This is a genomic window from Cytobacillus sp. IB215665 (assembly GCF_033963835.1).
GTDB lineage: Bacteria > Bacillota > Bacilli > Bacillales > SM2101 > Nanhaiella.
In genome coordinates this window covers 1-19509 of the sequence record NZ_JAXBME010000003.1, presented here as the reverse complement: position 1 = coordinate 19509, position 19509 = coordinate 1, and the positions used below count along the sequence as shown (strand labels likewise).

Genomic DNA, 19509 nt, shown 5'->3' with positions numbered 1-19509 from the left:
GGTGGACTCTTGTCCGTTTCAATTTTAATATAACTTGCATTTACTAAATTAGAAACAGGTATAAATCATACCTCTAAAAATACTACTGAAAGGATGGAAATCGGATGTCAGGTTGTAAATGCAAAGGGAAAAGGGAAAATGAAATTTATTGCGTTATGGAAAATAATAATATCACAGTGAAAACTGCTGGAATGAACAACTTTACGAATATCGTTTTAACTACCCCAATGATAAATGTCACTGAAAAAAATTGGGTCGCTAAGGTGGATTCAATGGTTGACCTACAAGCTAACAATGCTGATGGGGCAGTTAATGGCGTAAGCTGTACTTATACAGTTGAACGTATTACAAGTAGTATGGCTGATCCTGTTATATTATGTGAGTATGCTGTTAATGATAATAGGGCTGGTGGAATGTTTACATTAACTCCGAACAACACAGTTTGTGATGAGCCAGGTGTTGGCTGTCATATGTATAGACTCACAATTGCAAACGATATGACAGATTCGGATACTGGAATTAACAGTAATTGTAGGAGCTTAAATGTTTCAACATTTCAAAAAGGGTGAGTGAAAATCTAGGCCCATTTCGTAAGCGATGTTACTATTTTGTTCTACATGAAAGCATGTAGAAGTAGTTTTATAGAATTTTCAACTTTTTGAAAGATGAAAAGATGCCATAGACGATTGGTTTATCTTTATGTACGACAAACAAGCTTATGTGAAAACAGTGAAAACTAAGAGAACGTAAGAAAAGGTCAACGTTCTCCTAGTTTTTAAATTTGCATTATTAGTAATAAAGTTGCTATAAATATAATCAATTTTTTTAAAAATATACTTTAGTGTTGAATGATAATCTGATTGATTGAGGCAACTCCTTTTTTCAATTCCTGGCTATAAAAGAATGCCTTTACTTTAAATATGGGGACTTTCTGATTTAGGTGATAGGATATGTGGAAATTTGCGAAAGATAGTTGTTCTTCTGGTCGGATTTTTTTTGTTTTTACTGGTTTTAACCAATACTCTCCATTGTCTTCTACTTTGCTCTTAAGTGTGTCATTTACATAATCCCAAGCCTCTAAATGATATGGATTGTCGTGTGAGTCGTAATTGATATGTTCACCAATCTTACCGCTAATTAAAATGTCATTTGAAGGAGAAGTGAGCAAACAAATAATCGGCTCGTTCACTTCAACGGTACCAATATTTTTAATGACGAACGATCCGAATACTTTTATTGTATTTTCTTTTTCCTTGGGTAGCAGAACTGAATATTGGAAATAAGGAATGATTAATACATTTTCGTTGTTGTCAAGCTGACTTTTAGCTGAGAGGTACTCTTCTTTAACAGCCTTTAGGTCAGCTTCGTACTGTGCAAGTCGCTGTTCAATTTCACGAAACGATTCCTTCATTTATCATATCCTCCTTTTGAGATAACTTGATTCCCTTAACGAAAGAAATTCTAGTCAATATATATGTATGAAAAAAAAGATTGTCTAACAAGTGAAAAAATCAATACTATTCTAAGAGCTGACTGTTTTTCCTACTCTAGCTTAATAAATGGATTTTTTCGCATAGGTTATTGTTTTCGTACAAATAAATAGACACGAAAACAACTAGATTTCCATTTCGTGTCTATTTATTTTTTAGTTTAGAACCTTATAAAAGGGCTGGTATCACATTTTTCGTAATAAGAGCTACATACGAATATAATTCATGAAGAATTCTAAAATCATATCATACACACCAGTTGCTCATATGATTGTAATAAAAAGCACAAATTTTACGAAAAGCAAAAAATAAAAGTGCCTACATATATAGTAAGGCACTTTCCGTTGATATCGTTAGAACGTTGTTTGCTCACAAGTTTGTAAGAAGAGATTATGATATGTTGTCAACACAACGGAAACAGTTCATCACATTGTGGAGGATTCGCTGGTGGGATGCAATCTAGGTCACACTTAATTTCTCCTCTAGGTTCGCAGAATTGAGCCCAAACTTTTAACACAACATCAAATTTCACCATGATGTTTTGGCATGATTTAAGACAAACCCAAGTTGTTGCAGAACAAGTAAAAGTTCCATCAGCATTTTGCGAACATGAAATATTCATAATCGGTTCAACTTTACAAGTTTTATGACCGTCTAGTTCAAACGGTTCACAGCATACTTCTGTTCCAGGAGGTGCACATAGAAGCACTTCCTCACAAGTAGAAACCATTACTGTGTCAAATGTTACCCAAACCGTTTCTGTCATACCACTTGCATTCATCCCTGTTGCTTCTACAGTTATATCAATACAAAAAGTTTTCTTTAACGAGACTTTCCATAAGCGAATTTCTCTACCGTCATGGTAACATAATACTTCAGTACGATCATCTGGATCTGGCTCTTCACAAGCGATAAGTGTAACATCACACATTGTTTTGTCAATTTCTGCTGTCTGCAAGTCTATTGGCGAATTCGACGTTGTTAACTTAAGTTCTCTGTCTGTAATTTTTGTTAGTAAAGTGGTCCAGTCATACACTTTACAAACATGTATACACTCTTCTTTCCATGATTCGTCAAGCTTAATTGCCATACATATCTTCCTTTCCATAAATTTTGAATCTACTTCATCTTATGAATTGACCGTTAGTATGTGATAAGATAAATGACTATTTTTCAATTTTTGAGCATGTGCACTTGTTGATGTAAACATTTAAAGAAATGTGCATAAAATGTAGGTAAGATGAATTGTGATCATAACTGTATTTTGTGCGCAAATCAGTATGAATAAAGGGGGGAGGAACTTGAAAAAACATGACATCATTCAAGAAAATGAGGAACTAAAAAGGCAGTTGGAAGGATTACAATATATGCATGAAGTATATAAGGAATTAATTCATATGAACGAGGAACGATCTACAATACCAGAAGTAAAAGAAATAGCTGCTGAACAGTCAGAAAAGTATGAAATTGAGGATAATCAAAGGACATCAAAACAATTATCTGACTTTTATATAAAAATGTCTTCTCAATTTGCAAATGTTGAACAGGACTTGCTTGAACAGTTTTCAATGATTAAAGAAGTATTGAATCAATTAACAGACCAAAGAGATATGTACGAAAATAAAATACACTCTTTAACAGATACATGTGAAAAATTAGAAGGTATTCAATCAACACTTGTAGATCAACTCGAATCAATAGAACTAAAAAAGAAAGATTATGAAAAGAGGCTGGTTGAAATGGAAAAGGAAAGTGAATCATTACAAGCTGATAATGAGAACCTACGAGGGAAAATCGATCAATTACTTTCAATTATCGCAAACCAACAAGAAAATGTACTGCAATTACAAGACAACAAAAAAGTGGTTGCAGATAATAGTGATATTAAAGTAAAGAACGAAGAACAAGGTGGTATAAATGAACAAATCAAGATCTTACTAGAGAAAATCAATAATATGGAAGATAAGATTTCTAAGCTAAAACAAGAAGATCTTCAAGCGCTTAGTAATGAAAAGGATGAACAAGAGCTTTTTGAATCAACACACACACAAACCAACAAACCCCAAACAATACCTGATGTAAGTGTACCTGTTCAAGAACAATCGCCCATAATTGAAGTAAAAAATTCTTCAAACATGATTAAGGAAAAAAAAGGTGGCCAATCAGATTCTACTACTACAAATAGCTTTATACGGCTAAGTGAAATATTACAAAATTCTCCAGAAAACATTGTATTTACTCAAAAAGATCAGCTTCAATCATCTAATTCACAGCATAAACAAAACGTTACAAAGTCCAATGTACCTAAATATAAAATTCCAAGTGTAAAGAGTGCAAATTATGTTGATCCTTTATCACGTCTAAGAGAAAAATCTACTGAAACTAAACAGTCATTAAATCAACAAAAAAAAAACCATAAAAACGAAGTCACATTAAATCCTAAGCAAAAGATGATGATAAGTAAACAACAGCACGATAATGACATTGGCGAAATAATAGAAAATGTTGCTGAAGAGGAGAGCGTAAGTATAGACCAAAGCTCTAATATGACAATATCTGAGGAGGAGCAAATCCTAGCTAATAAACATGTGCCTGAAGAATTATCTGAAAATGGAGTTAAACAACATACGGTTCCAGAGAAGCTTGGAGCTGAAGATCTTATTCATCAGCAGTTTAATGAACAAAATGTTAGTGAAGCAGCTATTGAAGATAGCAATGATACCATCAATCCACAAGATAAGGACGACTGTCAACTAAACAATGTTACGGAATGTGATGAACAAATTATGAACAATGAGCATCATCTTGAACATAACAATAATGAATTAGTTGATAATGAACATTTAAAAGATGATGTAATCAGTATTGAAGAAAAGCAAGATGATTCGCACGAGAATGTGGAAAGAGATTCCCAACATACTAACGTCTTTCATCGCGAACAAAAGGCAACGAGTGATCATTTTCAAGAAGATGAGGCTAACAATTTTTCAGTTATCAATGAGAAGGAAAAAATACAACAGACGTTAATAGAATCTCAAGAACATCTTATTAATGAACAATCAACTGACAAACATGGTGAAAATGTTGAATTGGTGGGTCAGAAAAGTCAAGATAATTTAGATGAACAACCACTTGAAAGTGTTGATAACGTAGAACATACAACTCACATGAATACTTCAACAGTTAGTTCACAACATGCTCAGGAATCTGATGATAGTACAAAACAATTTGAAAAAACTGAAAGTAAAACAACGAATCGTACGATTGATATTAGTAAAGAAAAGTTTGAAGAGCATGTTGATGAAATAGAGCAAGTGGGAACGATTATTATGAATCACACACCTTATGAACTTAACAATAAAGAAGCAGTTGAAAGAAGTGAAGGTCAATCAAGTAATTATGACAATTCAAAAGAAAGACGAAATAATAGTTTTCTAGAAAAACAAAATAAAAAATCTTGGTTTATTTCATTCTTAAAAAAAATAAAAATATATAACAAATAGTTTTTGAGATAGCCTCTTTGCTACAGATGACATGGTGCCAAAAATGCTATTAAGTCAGCTTTAAAAAATAAAGATAAAGCAAAGGTGAAATGAATGTTAACTGTATTTGAATTCGTTATATTATTTCTTGCAAGCTTTCGGCTTACAAGATTAATCATTTATGACACAATTACAGCCTTTCTTCGTAAACCATTTCATGAGGTGGTCGAAGAAGAGCAACCAAATGGAGCTATTGTAACGTATATGCAGGTGAAGGGGACTGGGTTACGAGCTTGGATAGGAGAGCTACTTAGTTGTTATTGGTGTAGCGGTATATGGTGTGCGACTTTTTTTTATGTAGGTTATTTGTTCTGGCCTTTTTTATTCGAACCATTAATTTTTATTTTTGCTATTGCAGGGTGTGCTGCCATCATTGAAGTTATTATTTCGAGACTGCTTGAGTAGAGAATGAGCATTAAATGCTCGTTTTCACTACAGCAGATTTATTTGTTATGCATATAATATTACACAAAGAATTTGGAGGTGTTTTGGTGAAAAAAATCATAATGAAACCAGTAAATAAACCATCACAAGGTAAATACGTAGCTTCCCCACCTCCTGCGACTCCTGTTTACAAAAAAACTGGTGGTTGTGGTTGTGGGAAGAGAAGATAGTCTGATAAAGCTTAACATAAAATGTATGAGTGAAAAAGGTAGAGTGAGCTCTAGCTTATTTAATAAATTTACCCGAAGTATTTTTAATATGTTTGCTGTCGAATATGAGCTTTATTACTATTATTTCAAAATCCCCATGAAAAAATGTTACTAAACGCTTGTTACTATAGGTGAGAAAAACAACGATCAAAGCAAAAATATTCAAAATATAAATTAGTTAGATCTGTTTAATTGAAAAGCCTATACACTAATATCATATATTGCATATGTTAGAAGCGAGTAAAGATTTTTTCTCAGGAGGGTAGAAAATGGCAGAAAAAAAACGGAAACCGAAAGAAATTCATGTAGAAAATTTAATCATTAAGGCAAATGAAGTAATTATCCAAGATGAAGGTGGTAAGTCGCAACAGCCACAGGAAGAAAGAAGGCCTTTCCGTGATCCTTGGGGATTTCGTCCAAGAAGACAACAAGAAGTAGCAACTGAAGAAGCAGATGAAACTGCAACTGATACAGAAGAAGTTAATGAAGATGACCAAGGTACAGAAGAGGAAAATGTTGAGCAACCCCAACAAAGAAGACCGTTTTCTTGGTTTTAATTTTGAAACAGAGCTCCTTACAAGAGCTCTGTTTTACTTTTTATATGAAGGCATGATGGTAAAAAAAGTTATTATAAAAAATGTGTAAACGATACAAGATAAGCAGTGAAAAGAAATTTCCAGCATAGGAGGATATTATTTTGACTGTTGCAACTCAAGTTAAGCAGACGATAGCTGGTTTAAAAAGTGCACAAGCGAGCTTTGAGCAATTTGCGCTACAAACTGAAAATCAACAAGCTAAACAATTATATGAGCAAGCTGCACAGCAGGCACAACAAATTGTAGATCTTGTTAATCCACGCATGCAAGAAATTGAACAAGAGGAACCTCAGTACAAACAATAAAGGTTGGTTAAAAACCAGCCTTTTTTGGAAGAAGTGCTTGCACATACTATTTAAGCATTACATAAAGAATGGATTGGTTTTGAATGAGAAAAAGTAGACTGCTTTTTTTAATGATCATTACCATAATAGCATCAAGCTGTACAATGACGGAAAAAGAGTCAAACGAAGATAACCAAATGATAACAAAATTAAGTAGCACATCAAAGGAAAGACCTCCCGAACAAATTGTGATTGATCAAACAATTTCGCAAAGAGTTATGAAGGAAATAGTAAAACAGGATAGGATTACGCAAGCTATTGCTGTAAATATTGATGAAGAAGTTGTCGTTGCTTTCAAGGTAAAACATGTTCACAGATGGTTTTTAGCTGATATAGAAGATAAAGCTAAAAAAGCGTTAAAAAAAGAGTTTCCAGATTACAAAATTACCGTTTCTAGGGATTTAAAAATCTTCATTGAATTGACGCGGCTAAAAAATAAAATTAATGAAGATAAGCTTGATAAAAAGAAAGCTGAAAAAGAATTAAATGACATAACATTATTATCAAAAGAAGAAGCTTAAAAGGTGGTGATATATGGTGGCAAATAAAAAACTAAAAAACTTGACACCAACACAACAGGAATATCAAAAATTCGAGAAGGTAAGAGAGACGAAGCGTCCTATTTTGATGAATTGTATTAAAGCTTTTTTCGTAGGTGGATTTATTTGTATCATTGGTCAAATGATCCAACTTTTTTATATTTACCAATTTAATTTTACCGAGCAAACCGCTGGACATCCTACAGTCGCAACTATGGTTTTTATATCGATGCTTTTAACTGGTTTTGGGGTTTATGATAGGATTGCACAGTTTGGAGGTGCCGGAAGTGCAGTTCCGGTTACGGGATTTGGTAATGCAGTTATTTCTGCGTGCATTGAGCATCGTACGGAAGGTTTTGTTCTTGGTGTAGGAGGGAATATGTTTAAGCTTGCAGGATCAGTTATTCTGTTTGGTACATTTTCCGCATTTGTCGTTGGGTTAATAAAAACGATTGTTACACAATGGGGTGGCCTATAAATGCTGAAAGGTCATCGTACATGGGTGTTTGATCATAAGCCTGTCATCATATCAACAGGTACCGTAGGTGGACCATTCGAAGCAAACGGAAAGCTAGCGGATCATTTTGACTTATTACACGAAGATTTGTGGCTAGGTGAGGACTCTTATGAAAAAGCTCACAAAATATTATTTGAAGAAGCATGTTTTAAAACACTTGAAAAAGCTCATTTACCAAAGGACAAAGTACAGTTTGTTATAGGTGGTGATTTAATTAACCAAATGACTCCCACAACATTTGCAACACAGTCTATTGGTGCACCATACTTAGGTGTTTTTAGCGCTTGTGCAACTTCAATGGAGGCATTAGCATTAAGTGCTTTTCTTGTAAATTATCAAGGTGCAAATTATGTGTTAACCGGTGCTACTAGTCATAATTCTGCTGTGGAAAAACAATTCCGTTATCCTACTGAATATGGTGGACAAAAGCCTCCAACAGCACAGTGGACTGTAACTGCATCAGGTGCTGCATTAGTGAGTAAAGAGGGGAAAGGACCGCGAATTACTTCAGCTACAATAGGAAGGGTCGTCGACATGGGTTTAACTGATCCCTTTAATATGGGCGGAGCAATGGCACCTGCAGCTGTTGAAACGATAGAGGCTCATTTTCAGGATATGAATATTAATCCAGATCATTATGATTTAATTATTACAGGTGATTTAGCACATATCGGAAGAGAGATTTCGCTCGATCTATTAAAAAAACATGGACTAGCTATCGAAGATCATAAGTATCAAGATTGTGGGTTACTTATCTACCGGGAAGGTCAGCCTGTATTGGCTGGCGCAAGTGGGGCAGGCTGTTCAGCTTCAGTTACGTACGGTTATTTACTTAACCGTATGAAAGCAGGAGAACTGAAAAGAATACTCGTCATTGCTACAGGTGCATTACTATCTCCGCTTTCATTTCAACAAGGAGAAACAATTCCTTGCATAGCACATGCAGTAGCCATAGAGAATGGAGATGAAATGTGAATGATTGCAACTTTCTTTTGGGCCTTTGTGGTTGGTGGTTTAATATGTGTTATCGGACAAATTATGTTTGATGTGTTTAAATTAACTCCTGCACATACTTTAAGTATTCTAGTTGTTGCTGGAGCTATACTTGACGGAGTTGGTTTATATGAACCGTTCATTGATTTTGCAGGTGCAGGTGCAACTATTCCGATTACAAGTTTTGGGAATTCTCTCGTTCACGGTGCGTTACAAGAAGCAGAAAAACATGGCATCATTGGAGTGCTGACAGGTATGTTTGAAGTAACTAGTGCGGGGATTTCAGCAGCTATCATATTCGGATTTATCGGAGCGTTACTCTTTAAACCAAAAGGATAAGAGGTGATAGATATGACGGTTGGATCACAAGTAAAGCAAAGCTTAGCAAGCTTAAAGGGTATTCATGCAGGATTACAAAGTTTAGCACTAACATCAGTAGAGGATGAGGCTAAACGTAATTTTCATGAAGCGATGCTAATAACTGAAGACATTATTAATGATATCAAAGTACGTGTAGGAGAGCTAGAAGGAGAAGAGCCTCAATATAGAGGTTTTTAATATTTACGAGAAGGAGCTAACGCTATGCTTGATTGGATAGAGGTTGTCATCCGTTCTTTTTCAATCATTATTGGTTTATTTGTCATCACAAAAATATTAGGGAAAAAGCAATTATCCAAATTATCATTTTTTGAATATATTGTTGGGATTACAATTGGTGATATTGCCGGAACTCTTTCAATGGATCTTGGCCTAAACGTCATGCATGGATTAATAAGCATTTTTATTTGGTCAATGTTTCCTGTAGCTATTTCATTCCTATCTTTACATAATAAAAAGTTCAGAGATTTCGTAGAGGGAAACTCTACAGTGTTCATTAAAAACGGAAAAATCATGGAGGACAATTTAAAAAAGGAAAAATATACTCTAGATGAGCTATTAGAGCAACTCAGGAAGAAAGATGTCTTTAAATTTGCTGATGTTGAATTTGCTACATTAGAAACGAATGGAGATTTAAGCGTTTTACTAAAAAAGGAAAAGCAGCCACTTTCAGTTGAGGATGTTATTGATAATCCCCCTGCTATAAAGGAGCCCCAAACTGTTGTTATGGATGGGCAAATCTTTGATGAGCCCCTTACTACGATAGGCTTAAATAGAAGGTGGTTAAAGGAAGAGCTAGATAAAAAAGGAGTAGCTATAGAAAATGTGTTTCTTGCACAGGTCGACTCCTATGGGCAGCTTACCATAGATGTTTATGACGATAAAATAGAAATTCCTAAACCACAAGAAAAGCAATTGCTATTAGCCTCTTTAAAAAAATGTGAAGCAGATTTTGAATTGTTTGCACTACAAACTGAAAATCGTACAGCAAAAGACATGTATGCTAGAAATGCACAAAAACTTCAAGACATGCTGATAAAATTAACAGCATATTTGGAACACTAAAACTGTAGGCCTGAGTTCATAATTCATAATACACCAAATAATTTCACTCAAAAAAAAAGCGCCTTATGAAGATAAGGTTTATGATGATAGGCGCTTGAACGATTCCGTTAATATTCTATATCTTCATAATCTTTAGGCTGTGGAGAAGGTTGTTTTGGGCTTTTTGTATATGTTTGTTGAATAAATTTTTTTTCTTGGTCCACTTTCCTGTTACTTTTTTTATTATCCTTAAATCGATCCATGATATGAGCAACCTCCTTAGTAAGCATTACTTGTAGTATGAGAAGTACAACAAAATATATACTACAATAAAGCCACTGCATAAATTCTGCAATGGCTCTACTCATTATTATTCATTTAGAAATTGTCTTACTTGTTCAGGTGTTTTAGCATTTGCACTATGCAGATGACTAAGTTTGTCACCATTTTTAAATATTAGCAAACTTGGAATTCCCATTACATCATATTTTTCCGCTAGTTCAGGGAAATCATCTTTATTTATCTCGAACCAGTTTAATGAAGGATTTTCGTCAATAATTTCACCTATAAACATGTCCATACGTCTGCAATCTGGGCACCAATTTGTATAAAATTTGATGATTGATTTTTCATCCCTCGCTGTAATATCGTTGAACTGATCAAGTGATGTGATTTTCTCCATGTATGATCTCTCCCTTTCATAATTAAATGACTTATTCAATGTACCACAAATAGATAAGATAAAGAACAAATTTTATTTGTGTTTGTTCTTCCTCCAAAGTATATCCATAGATAGGTGTAATGTATGTAAGCTGTCTTACTGAAAAAGAGTTTTGATGTCATTAGAATTGACATTGTAAGGAGGGAATGAAAGTTGACAACGGTTTTATATACGATGGATGGGTGTTCGTCTTGCCAGTATATACGGAATTTTTTACAACAGCAAAGTATACAATTTACTGAAAAAAATATATTTCATCATAAAGAGTATTTACTTGAGTTACAACAACTCATTAATGATATAACATTACCGATATTACATCTAGATGATAAAGTGCTTATTGGTAAAGACATTTTGAAAATGTTTCCTACAACGCTGGAGAGCTTTTAATAAATTGTTAATATATTCGTTATATATTCATAAGGTTCTTTTTTTAATCTTTGATTAAGGTTGTTGTCGTTAAATGTGTTGAAACAACAATGCAAGTTGTGGAAAATTAAGATAATCTAGTTAAAGAAAGGTGCCTTTGTGCATGCCCTATGCCCTATTCAGAGTGATAATAGTCTATGCGATAATAGCATTTAACAAGGCTCTTTCCATAAACTTTCTTACTATTGGTACTAAATTAGGGCAGTAAGAAGTGAATTGTTATCATGTTACTGGCTAAAAATCATACTGGGTTTATACGTATTTTTTTCTTTGTTCTAATAAATCGAAGAGTAAAGAGTAATTGACAATGCACTATTACTTAATAGTTGTACATTGGTAAATGTAATGTGCAGCTACTCTACTATAATGAAAAGCTTACACATAGTGGTAGTGTAATAGCTCCGGCTCTTTTTGTGAATTTTGTTGTTAAAGTTACCAAATTAGCACTATAAAAAGTGGGTTTATATGTTAGTCATCGTTGTAAAGAAGAAAAGATGCCAAGAACTCTTGTAGTGTGCGTGTTTTTTAAAAAATACGAAAAACAACAACATATGTGAAAACAGCCAAAAGCTAACAGGAAAATCAGGGAGAATACCGAGTAAGATCCTCCTTGAAAGTGAAGATATTATATTTTTCTAGGAGGACAATATATGAAAAAATTGAAGATTTTATCAATTATTTTTCTCTTTCTACTATCTGCATGTAACAACAATCAACCTAACCAACACGGAGCTGAAAATATACTTCAGCAAGAATGGAAAGATACTATTGAACTTGCCAGTGGAACAGAAGTGAATATATTTATGTGGGGTGGAGATGAGGGAATTAACTCTTACATTGATGATTGGGTTGCACCTAGACTACTTGAGCAGCATGACATTATTTTAACCCGCACACCGATGGATACAGAGAATATTCTTCAAAAATTGTTAACTGAAAAAAAAGCAGGCAAAGATTCAGGAACAATTGATGTTATATGGGTTAATGGTGAAAATTTTAAAAATGCTAAAGAAAATGAGTTATTACTAGGAGCATTTTCTAATAAACTACCGAATGTCCAACAATATGTCGATTTAGAAAGCTTAGATGTCCAATATGATTTTGGTACACCGACAGAAAATATGGAAGCTCCATGGGGGAAAGTACAATTTGTATTAGCTTACAATTCAGCAAATATAGCTGAACCACCAAGAACTTTTGCGGAACTAAAAGTGTGGGTGAAGGAGAACGAAGGAAAATTCACATATCCAGAAGCGAGTGACTTTACAGGTAATGCGTTTTTACGCCATTTAATGTATGAAGCAGCAGGTGGAGTAAATCAATTGTTATCTCAAAGTTTTGATGAACAATATATTAATACTCAAAGTCAAGAAATGTGGACTTATTTACGAGATATTAAACCTTTTTTATGGAGGTCAGGAGAAACTTATCCTCAAGATTTAGCTGCATTAGATCGATTGTATAGTGATGGTGAGGTATGGATGACAATGGGTTATAATGAAGCACGTGTTGAGAGCTTGATCGAAAAAGGGATCTTTCCAGATTCAACAAAAACATTTGTGTTTGACTCTGGATCGATTGGGAATACACATTTTTTAACGATTCCATACAACAGTACTAACGTGGCAGGTGCAATGGTTGCAATTAATTATTTATTATCACCTGAAGCCCAACTAAAGAAAATGGAGCCTTCTATGTGGGGAGAGAATATGGCACTAGACCCTACAAAGCTTTCCGAGGACTTACAAAAGCAATTACGACAAGTCAACAGAGGGGATTCTGTACTATCTTCAGAAGTATTGAAGGATCACTTATTACCAGAAGTAGATTCTCTATATGTGAATTGGGTGAAGGAGACATGGCAAAATGAAGTGGTACAAACGCCATAACAAGACATTATTATTATTTTTTCCTGTGACGGTGTTCTCAATTCTCTTGATATCGTATGGGGTTCTTCATGGAATTATTGAATCGATACAGTCGACTGGTGGTGGAGTATCACTGCACATATATCAAGAGCTATTTAGCAATACAGTGTTTATACAATCAATCAAGTTCAGTTTAAGAGTAACTATGGTATCAACTGTCATGTCATTAATCATTGGCCTTATTAGTGCAAAGTTCATTTATCATTTTTTGCAAAAAAGTCACTTAAAGTTACTCGTATGGATGCCGATGATTTTTCCGCATTTCGTAGCAGCTTATATGGTATTTAGTCTATTTTCATCTAGTGGTATTATTGCTTCTATTTTTTACTCAGTTGAGCTCATTAGTGACCAAAGTCAATTTCCAGTATTGACGATGGATCGAGATGGTTTAGGGATAATGATGACTTATATATGGAAGGAAGTTCCCTTTGTTATTCTCATGCTCATTCCTGTTTTTTATGAAATTGACAATCGGTATGAGGATGTTGTACGTACTCTTGGTGGCAATGGTTGGAATGTATTTTGGACAGTCGAATGGAAATGGCTTCTCCCAGTAATTATCGAGACATTTATTATCTTGTTTGCGTTTATTGTAGCAGCTTATGAAGTACCCTTTCTAGTCGGAGCAACAAACCCGAAAATGATTGCAATTATTGCTTATCAATGGTTTTTCGAAGGTGATTGGAGTAATCGTCCGCTTGCACTCGCTGCTTTTATTATTATAACTTTACTTATATTGGTCATAACAGCAGTAAGTTTTATGAGTATACAAAGGCTCAGAACAAGACTTATAAGAGGAAAAATATAATGAGAAAGCTCACTAAAAATATCGGATTACTTATTATGATATCGCTTGTATGTTTACCAGTTTCCTTAATAGTGGTAAACAGCTTTTCATACGGTTGGCGTTTTGGTCATGTTGTACCTGAACATTACTCGGCTAGAGGCTGGATGATTTTGTTTAAAGATCAAAAACTGATTGAGGCGCTTCAAACGACTATTACAATTGGCATAGGTGTATTAATTCTAAACTTTATCATTGCGTTTCCTGCTGCGAAAGGACTAGCACAAAAGAGTTTTTTTGGTAAGTCAATGTTTGAAACACTGCTATTACTTCCTATTCTAATTCCAAGTTTAGCGGTTGCAATGGGATTACACATTACTTTTATTAAATTGGGGTTAGCCGACCATTGGTTAGGTGTAACCATTGTTCATTTAATTCCAACTGTTCCTTATACTGTTAGAATTTTAAGAGCTGGATATGAACGTATTGGAGTGAAATGGGAAGAACAAGCGAAATCGTTAGGTGCATCACCGTTAAAGATATTTGCTACGATTACTTTACCATTACTATATCCTAGTGTACGTACCGCGTCATTTCTCATATTTGTCATTTCACTAAGTCAATACGTTTTAACAGCACTTATCGGAGGTGGTACGGTAGTGACGTTAGCGACGATTTACTACCCTTATTTTAATACAGTAGATGATGCGGTAATTGCTAGCTTTTCTATTCTATTTGCCATCCTCCCTATCGGGTTTATGTTATGTATTGAACTAGTCATAAGAACAGTTATATATATTGCTAAAAGATAAAGAGGTGCTATGAAATGGATGAATCATTTGTATCTTGCATAAACGTGTCAATGCAGTATGGTAAAACTTCAGTTGTTGATGACATTAATTTTCAACTTGATCAAGGGGAGATACTTAGTTTAGTTGGGCCATCTGGTTCAGGGAAAACAACGATACTTCGCAGTATTGCGGGGCTTGAGCAAGTATCTACAGGAGAAATATGGGTAGATGGTATAAATGTAACTCATGCCAAAGCGGAAGATAGACCTATTGTAATGATGTTTCAGCATCCCCTCCTTTTCCCCCATTTAACAGTACTTGAAAACATTATGTACGGTGCAAAAAAGCTATATAAACAAAGAAGAAACCGTATGTATCATGCGAGACAGCTTCTAGAAAAAATTGAATTAATGGATTATGAAAAGAAATATCCTTATGAGCTGTCAGGTGGTCAACAACAGCGTGTAGCATTAGGACGGGCACTAATGACTAAACCGAAGCTGCTATTATTAGATGAACCATTTAGTAGCTTAGACCCTGAATTGCGTTCATCTATTAGAGAATGGGTAGTTTCTCTATTACAGAAAGAAAATATTACGACAATCTTTGTTACACATGATAAAGAAGAAGCGATGACAATTGGTAATCGGGTGGCGATTGTTATGGAAAATAAAATCCAGCAATTAGGTGCTCCACTAGATGTTTACACTCATCCTGTAAACGTGGAAGTAGCTAGATTTTTCAGTGATGGTCTTATCACAGATCATAACAAGTTTATACCTATCCAAGAATTGGAATTACTTCCGAGCAATAATCAAATTGATCAGCACAAACTAGCTTTTAGTGGAATGGTGATTAATAGATTCATCAAACATGGTCAACTTTTTGATCAAATAGAAGTAGATAATATAAATAAAAGTGTAATCGTTCCTTCAAACAGTCGTGTGAAAATAGGAGAAAAAGTAAAGCTAGTGACTAACCGAAGTAACGTACACACATTCCTTGCTTAGAAGTATATTTATTATGCTGTTTTCGTATAGAATGTTGCTTTCGTACTAAGAAATAAACACGTACACAACTAGGTTTTGGGGTATCTTTGCTATTTTAGGAACTATAGCAACAAAGTTTACAGACAGAGCTTTCTTTAAAAAACGAAATGAACGGAGGGAGCAAATGAAAAAGCAAACGATTATAAAAATCATATTATTAATAGCTGTTCTTATTACTTTAATATGGATTAATAACAAATATTTAAATATAACTCCGACGTTAATAAGAGAATGGATATTATCATTTGGCCTGTTTGCGCCAGTTATTTATGTCATTTTATATACTGTACGTCCACTTATCCTGTTTCCAGCTTCTATTCTTTCGTTAGCTGCTGGATTAGCTTTTGGGGCTGTTAATGGCACCATTTATACAGTAGTAGGGGCAACATGTGGTGCCGCTTTATCATTTTGGGTTGCCCGTAAGCTAGGGAAAAATATTAGTAATAAAGAATGGACTGGAAAGGCCAAATCTATTCAAACTCAAATTGAAAAACAAGGCTTTATATATGTCTTATTGTTACGCTTGTTGCCAATATTTAATTTCGACATGATTAGTTATATCGCAGGTATTTCAAAGGTTCGGTTTAAAGATTTTGTCTTAGCAACGTTTATTGGTATTATTCCCGGAACATTTGCTTATAACTTTTTAGGCTCAAGCTTTGCTCATGGAGATATGAAGATCGTTATTATTGCAGTGATCGTATTTCTACTCGCATTAATTATTCCGATTTTTACAAGTAAGAAACTTAAAAAAAGGTTAGGTTTAACGAAGTAATCAAAATCAATTAATTAACGGAGGCGTAATCATGCTTGATACACATGCGAGGAAGTACGTACAACCTATCTTTCAAAGATCGGCAAAGGGTTTGTTGAAAATAGGTTTGTCTGCAAATCAAACAACAGTGATTTCGTTTGTAATTGGTATAACAACTGGTGTTTTCATTTATTTCGATTATACCGTATTAGCACTGATCGCTTTATGGGTTTCTGGTTTTTTAGATGCAGTTGATGGCACAATGGCACGACTAACAAAACCATCGCCATTTGGTACGGTCCTAGATGTAACATTCGATCGCGTTGTAGAGATTAGTGTTATTTTAGGTTTGGCATTTCGTTACCCAGATGCGATGTGGAGCCTTTTATTATTAAGTGTGTCAATCATTGTTGCAATGACAATTTTTTTAACAGTCGGTGCAGTTACGGAGAAAGAAGGTATTAAATCTTTTTATTACCAACCTGGTTTAGCAGAACGAACAGAAGGGTTTTTACTTTTTTCAGCAATGATGATATTTACGAATGTGCTTGTATGGTTGACATTACTTTTTCTAGTGGTTGAAATTTTTACAACAGCTCAGCGATTATTAGAAGCAAAAAGAATTTTATCATAAGGTGGGAAGAACAGTGAAAAAATACGACCTAGTAGTTATTGGTGGCGGTGCAGGTGGACTAACAGTTGCAGCGGGTGCTAGTTCATTAGGAGCAAAAGTAGCGTTGATTGAAAAGGAAGAACAACCTGGTGGAGATTGCTTGCATTACGGCTGTGTTCCATCGAAAGCACTAATAGAGTCAGCTAAGATCGTTCACCATGCAAAAACGCAAACAGAACAATTTGGACTTCAATTACAAGGAAAACCATCGCTAGACGCAGCAATGACTAGAGTAAAATTAGCAATTAATACGATAGCAAAACATGATGATGCCGATAGATTTCGAAGTATGGGAGTAGACGTATATATCGGTATCGGAAGCTTTCGATCTTCTCACGAAATCGAAATTAGTACAGGAGAAGTCGTGTACGGGAAGAGAATTGTCATATCTACTGGATCAAGGCCGTTTATTCCACCAATCAAAGGAATGAATGATATTGATTATATAACGAATGAAACAATTTTTTCTTTGAAGGAAGCTCCTGGTCGATTATTAGTCATTGGTGGAGGTCCTATTGGTTTAGAGCTTGCACAATCTTTGGCTCGCTTTGGTAGCGAGGTTACTGTAGTTGAGCGAAGTGAGATACTGTTATCAAAAGAAGATGAAGAAATCGTTCCGTATGTTCAAAAACATCTTGAAGATGAAATGACGATTTATACAAATGCATCAGTAGAAGAGGTTAGTAAACAGTCTGGACATATATCCGTTTCTATAAAAAAGGACGATAGTCAGGTACAATTACAAGTTGACCAAATTCTCATTGCCTCTGGAAGAATTCCAAATACAGCAAAGCTTAATTTATCAGCTGCAGGTGTACAAGTTGATCAACGCGGCACTGTTGTCGTAGACGATTATTTACGTACAAATATTAAACATATATTTGCTGTTGGGGATGTGAATGGAAGGTTTCCATTTACACATGTAGCCGGTATGGAAGGTAAGTTAATCGTACAAAATGCTGTGTTAGGAATTTCAAAAAAGGTCAATTATGATAACGTCCCATGGGTAACTTATTCTGATCCAGAGGTTTTTCATCTAGGGTTAACTGAGAGAGAAGCAAAAGAAACATATGGGGATATTTCAGTATTCTCTCAACCTCTAGCTGATGTAGACAGATTTGTAAGTGACCATAACACAAATGGCATGGTTAAAATTATTGCAAATAACAAAGGTAAAATAATCGGTGCTCATGCAGTAGGTGTAGGTGCAGGAGATTGGATGCAAGAAATCGTGTACGCTAAGCAATATAATCAAAAAATTGGTTCAGTTTCTCAAGTCATACACCCTTATCCAAACCATGCTGCAGCTGTACAGCGAACAACTGATTTGTATTGGCGTGAAAAGCTGTTTAATAGCTCGTTACCGAAAATTACAGAAAAATATATAAAATGGTTTCGATAGTATTCATGAATACGTACAACTATGATTTGGTGAACAACCTGCATTCATCACGAATATATTATGGTAACTATATAGGAAATGAGTGATGAATGTGCCAGATTTTTGGAAGGAGTTAGCAAAATTTCTATCAGATATAACAGGAGAAGCTGAAACAAACGAAAAACCACCTCCTAAAGTTGATCAGTGGGCAAGGGAGCTTGATTCAGATTTAGGTAAACTTGACAATACAAGTGATTCTTTTTGGAGAAAATTTGAGAATATGATGGAAAAGGGAGAAAGGTACTTTGAACAGAAGCAAAATGAAATAGATAGAAAGTTTTAAAAAAGCTATATCTCTTTCTCGTATATTTAGTATCAATTTTTACTACATTAGAACAGCTAATTGAGGCTTCTTCTGAATTTATTAATTGTAATGTCTCAGTATAAAAACATCATAAAAGTGTAAACAGCCTAATTAAAGCCTCTTTTAATATTCCCCCTCCCTTACATTAACCTATAAAATTCCTAGACATCTCCGCGTTTATCCATATCGTTATTTGACTAGTCATCATACAGTAATAGTGATGATATACAGGGAGGTGTTAAAAGGGTATGTATTGCGGATCTGGTTGTTATGGATATCCTGGTTATGGATATGGTGGACCATACGGTGGGTCATCGTTTGTATTACTCGTAATATTGTTTATCCTATTAATAATCGTAGGTGCGACCGTATTTATGTATTAGTTTGAAGGTTGGTAAACACTATTGACATGTAAGTTCATTAGAAGCTATTCCTCTTTAGGCTATACGTAAGACGTAGCTTTATAGGAAGTGTAAAAGAGGCTGGGACAAAACCCACCTCTGAAATGAAAAAGCCGTTGAAATTTTACTCGTTGTAAA

26 protein-coding genes are annotated in these 19509 nt (G+C 34.6%); 22 read left to right on the top strand and 4 right to left on the bottom strand.

Annotated features, from left to right (window positions below; genetic code table 11):
* Window positions 1-104: 104 nt before the first annotated feature.
* Entirely contained in the window at window positions 105-569 is a 465-nt protein-coding gene (locus SLH52_RS04415) for a hypothetical protein (protein ID WP_320208084.1), read from the top strand.
* A 269-nt stretch (window positions 570-838) separates the two neighbouring features.
* On the opposite strand, the gene SLH52_RS04410 is transcribed toward SLH52_RS04415, so the two are convergent.
* Together SLH52_RS04410 and SLH52_RS04405 are read right to left on the bottom strand one after the other, a co-directional pair.
* The gene (locus tag SLH52_RS04410; protein WP_320208083.1) at window positions 839-1411 is read right to left on the bottom strand and encodes a hypothetical protein; all 573 of its coding nucleotides are present in this window, start codon (window positions 1409-1411) and stop codon (window positions 839-841) included.
* 482 nt (window positions 1412-1893) lie between these two features.
* A complete protein-coding gene (locus SLH52_RS04405; RefSeq protein WP_320208082.1) occupies window positions 1894-2580 on the bottom strand; it encodes a hypothetical protein in 687 nt (228 codons plus the stop codon).
* Between the two features lie 211 nt (window positions 2581-2791).
* Here SLH52_RS04405 and SLH52_RS04400 point away from each other — a divergent pair, with 211 nt between their 5' ends.
* The 11 genes from SLH52_RS04400 (at window position 2792) to SLH52_RS04350 (ending at window position 10117) form a co-directional block, all read left to right on the top strand.
* A complete protein-coding gene (locus SLH52_RS04400) occupies window positions 2792-4993 on the top strand; it encodes a hypothetical protein (protein ID WP_320208081.1) in 2202 nt (733 codons plus the stop codon).
* A gap of 93 nt (window positions 4994-5086) precedes the next feature.
* The gene (locus SLH52_RS04395) at window positions 5087-5437 is read left to right on the top strand and encodes a DUF1360 domain-containing protein (RefSeq protein ID WP_320208080.1); all 351 of its coding nucleotides are present in this window, start codon (window positions 5087-5089) and stop codon (window positions 5435-5437) included.
* A gap of 86 nt (window positions 5438-5523) precedes the next feature.
* Entirely contained in the window at window positions 5524-5646 is a 123-nt protein-coding gene (locus tag SLH52_RS04390; RefSeq protein WP_284730468.1) for a hypothetical protein, read from the top strand.
* Between the two features lie 308 nt (window positions 5647-5954).
* Window positions 5955-6242: a hypothetical protein gene (locus SLH52_RS04385; protein WP_320208079.1), complete on the top strand. Its 288-nt coding sequence runs from the start codon at window positions 5955-5957 to the stop codon at window positions 6240-6242.
* Window positions 6243-6382: 140 nt separating this feature from the next.
* Window positions 6383-6586: a DUF1657 domain-containing protein gene (locus SLH52_RS04380; RefSeq protein WP_320208078.1), complete on the top strand. Its 204-nt coding sequence runs from the start codon at window positions 6383-6385 to the stop codon at window positions 6584-6586.
* Between the two features lie 83 nt (window positions 6587-6669).
* Window positions 6670-7146, top strand: coding sequence for a YhcN/YlaJ family sporulation lipoprotein (locus tag SLH52_RS04375; protein ID WP_320208077.1), 477 nt, complete (start codon window positions 6670-6672; stop codon window positions 7144-7146).
* Between the two features lie 13 nt (window positions 7147-7159).
* Window positions 7160-7642, top strand: a complete 483-nt coding sequence (gene spoVAC / locus SLH52_RS04370) for a stage V sporulation protein AC (RefSeq protein ID WP_320208076.1) — start codon at window positions 7160-7162, stop codon at window positions 7640-7642.
* A complete protein-coding gene (gene spoVAD, locus SLH52_RS04365) occupies window positions 7643-8656 on the top strand; it encodes a stage V sporulation protein AD (protein ID WP_320208075.1) in 1014 nt (337 codons plus the stop codon).
* Complete coding sequence (spoVAE, locus tag SLH52_RS04360) at window positions 8657-9013, top strand: stage V sporulation protein AE (protein ID WP_320208074.1); 357 nt, start codon at window positions 8657-8659, stop codon at window positions 9011-9013. It abuts the gene before it with no gap.
* Between the two features lie 12 nt (window positions 9014-9025).
* Window positions 9026-9232 (top strand): DUF1657 domain-containing protein, encoded by a 207-nt coding sequence (locus SLH52_RS04355; protein ID WP_320208073.1) that lies wholly within the window; start codon window positions 9026-9028, stop codon window positions 9230-9232.
* 24 nt (window positions 9233-9256) lie between these two features.
* Window positions 9257-10117 (top strand): DUF421 domain-containing protein, encoded by an 861-nt coding sequence (locus SLH52_RS04350; RefSeq protein ID WP_320208072.1) that lies wholly within the window; start codon window positions 9257-9259, stop codon window positions 10115-10117.
* Window positions 10118-10224: 107 nt separating this feature from the next.
* Here SLH52_RS04350 and SLH52_RS04345 read toward each other — a convergent pair whose 3' ends face one another.
* Entirely contained in the window at window positions 10225-10359 is a 135-nt protein-coding gene (locus SLH52_RS04345) for a hypothetical protein (protein WP_320208071.1), read from the bottom strand.
* A gap of 107 nt (window positions 10360-10466) precedes the next feature.
* A complete protein-coding gene (locus SLH52_RS04340; RefSeq protein WP_214483327.1) occupies window positions 10467-10778 on the bottom strand; it encodes a thioredoxin family protein in 312 nt (103 codons plus the stop codon).
* Between the two features lie 192 nt (window positions 10779-10970).
* Between SLH52_RS04340 and SLH52_RS04335 the strand changes: the two genes are divergently transcribed.
* The 10 genes from SLH52_RS04335 (at window position 10971) to SLH52_RS04290 (ending at window position 19353) form a co-directional block, all read left to right on the top strand.
* The gene (locus SLH52_RS04335; protein ID WP_320208070.1) at window positions 10971-11207 is read left to right on the top strand and encodes a glutaredoxin family protein; all 237 of its coding nucleotides are present in this window, start codon (window positions 10971-10973) and stop codon (window positions 11205-11207) included.
* 689 nt (window positions 11208-11896) lie between these two features.
* Complete coding sequence (locus SLH52_RS04330) at window positions 11897-13135, top strand: ABC transporter substrate-binding protein (RefSeq protein ID WP_320208069.1); 1239 nt, start codon at window positions 11897-11899, stop codon at window positions 13133-13135.
* Window positions 13113-13982, top strand: coding sequence for an ABC transporter permease (locus SLH52_RS04325; RefSeq protein ID WP_320208068.1), 870 nt, complete (start codon window positions 13113-13115; stop codon window positions 13980-13982). The genes SLH52_RS04330 and SLH52_RS04325 overlap by 23 nt, the downstream gene beginning before the upstream one ends.
* Window positions 13982-14770: an ABC transporter permease gene (locus SLH52_RS04320; protein WP_320208067.1), complete on the top strand. Its 789-nt coding sequence runs from the start codon at window positions 13982-13984 to the stop codon at window positions 14768-14770. The genes SLH52_RS04325 and SLH52_RS04320 overlap by 1 nt, the downstream gene beginning before the upstream one ends.
* A 14-nt stretch (window positions 14771-14784) precedes the next feature.
* On the top strand, window positions 14785-15759 hold the full coding sequence (locus SLH52_RS04315; RefSeq protein ID WP_320208066.1) for an ABC transporter ATP-binding protein: 975 nt from the start codon (window positions 14785-14787) through the stop codon (window positions 15757-15759).
* Between the two features lie 163 nt (window positions 15760-15922).
* A complete protein-coding gene (locus SLH52_RS04310) occupies window positions 15923-16573 on the top strand; it encodes a TVP38/TMEM64 family protein (protein ID WP_320208065.1) in 651 nt (216 codons plus the stop codon).
* A gap of 31 nt (window positions 16574-16604) precedes the next feature.
* Window positions 16605-17186, top strand: coding sequence for a CDP-alcohol phosphatidyltransferase family protein (locus tag SLH52_RS04305; RefSeq protein WP_320208064.1), 582 nt, complete (start codon window positions 16605-16607; stop codon window positions 17184-17186).
* Window positions 17187-17199: 13 nt separating this feature from the next.
* The gene (locus tag SLH52_RS04300) at window positions 17200-18627 is read left to right on the top strand and encodes a dihydrolipoyl dehydrogenase family protein (protein ID WP_320208063.1); all 1428 of its coding nucleotides are present in this window, start codon (window positions 17200-17202) and stop codon (window positions 18625-18627) included.
* 85 nt (window positions 18628-18712) lie between these two features.
* The gene (locus tag SLH52_RS04295; RefSeq protein WP_214483336.1) at window positions 18713-18949 is read left to right on the top strand and encodes a hypothetical protein; all 237 of its coding nucleotides are present in this window, start codon (window positions 18713-18715) and stop codon (window positions 18947-18949) included.
* Window positions 18950-19218: 269 nt separating this feature from the next.
* Window positions 19219-19353, top strand: a complete 135-nt coding sequence (locus SLH52_RS04290; protein WP_214483337.1) for a YjcZ family sporulation protein — start codon at window positions 19219-19221, stop codon at window positions 19351-19353.
* Window positions 19354-19509 lie beyond the last annotated feature (156 nt).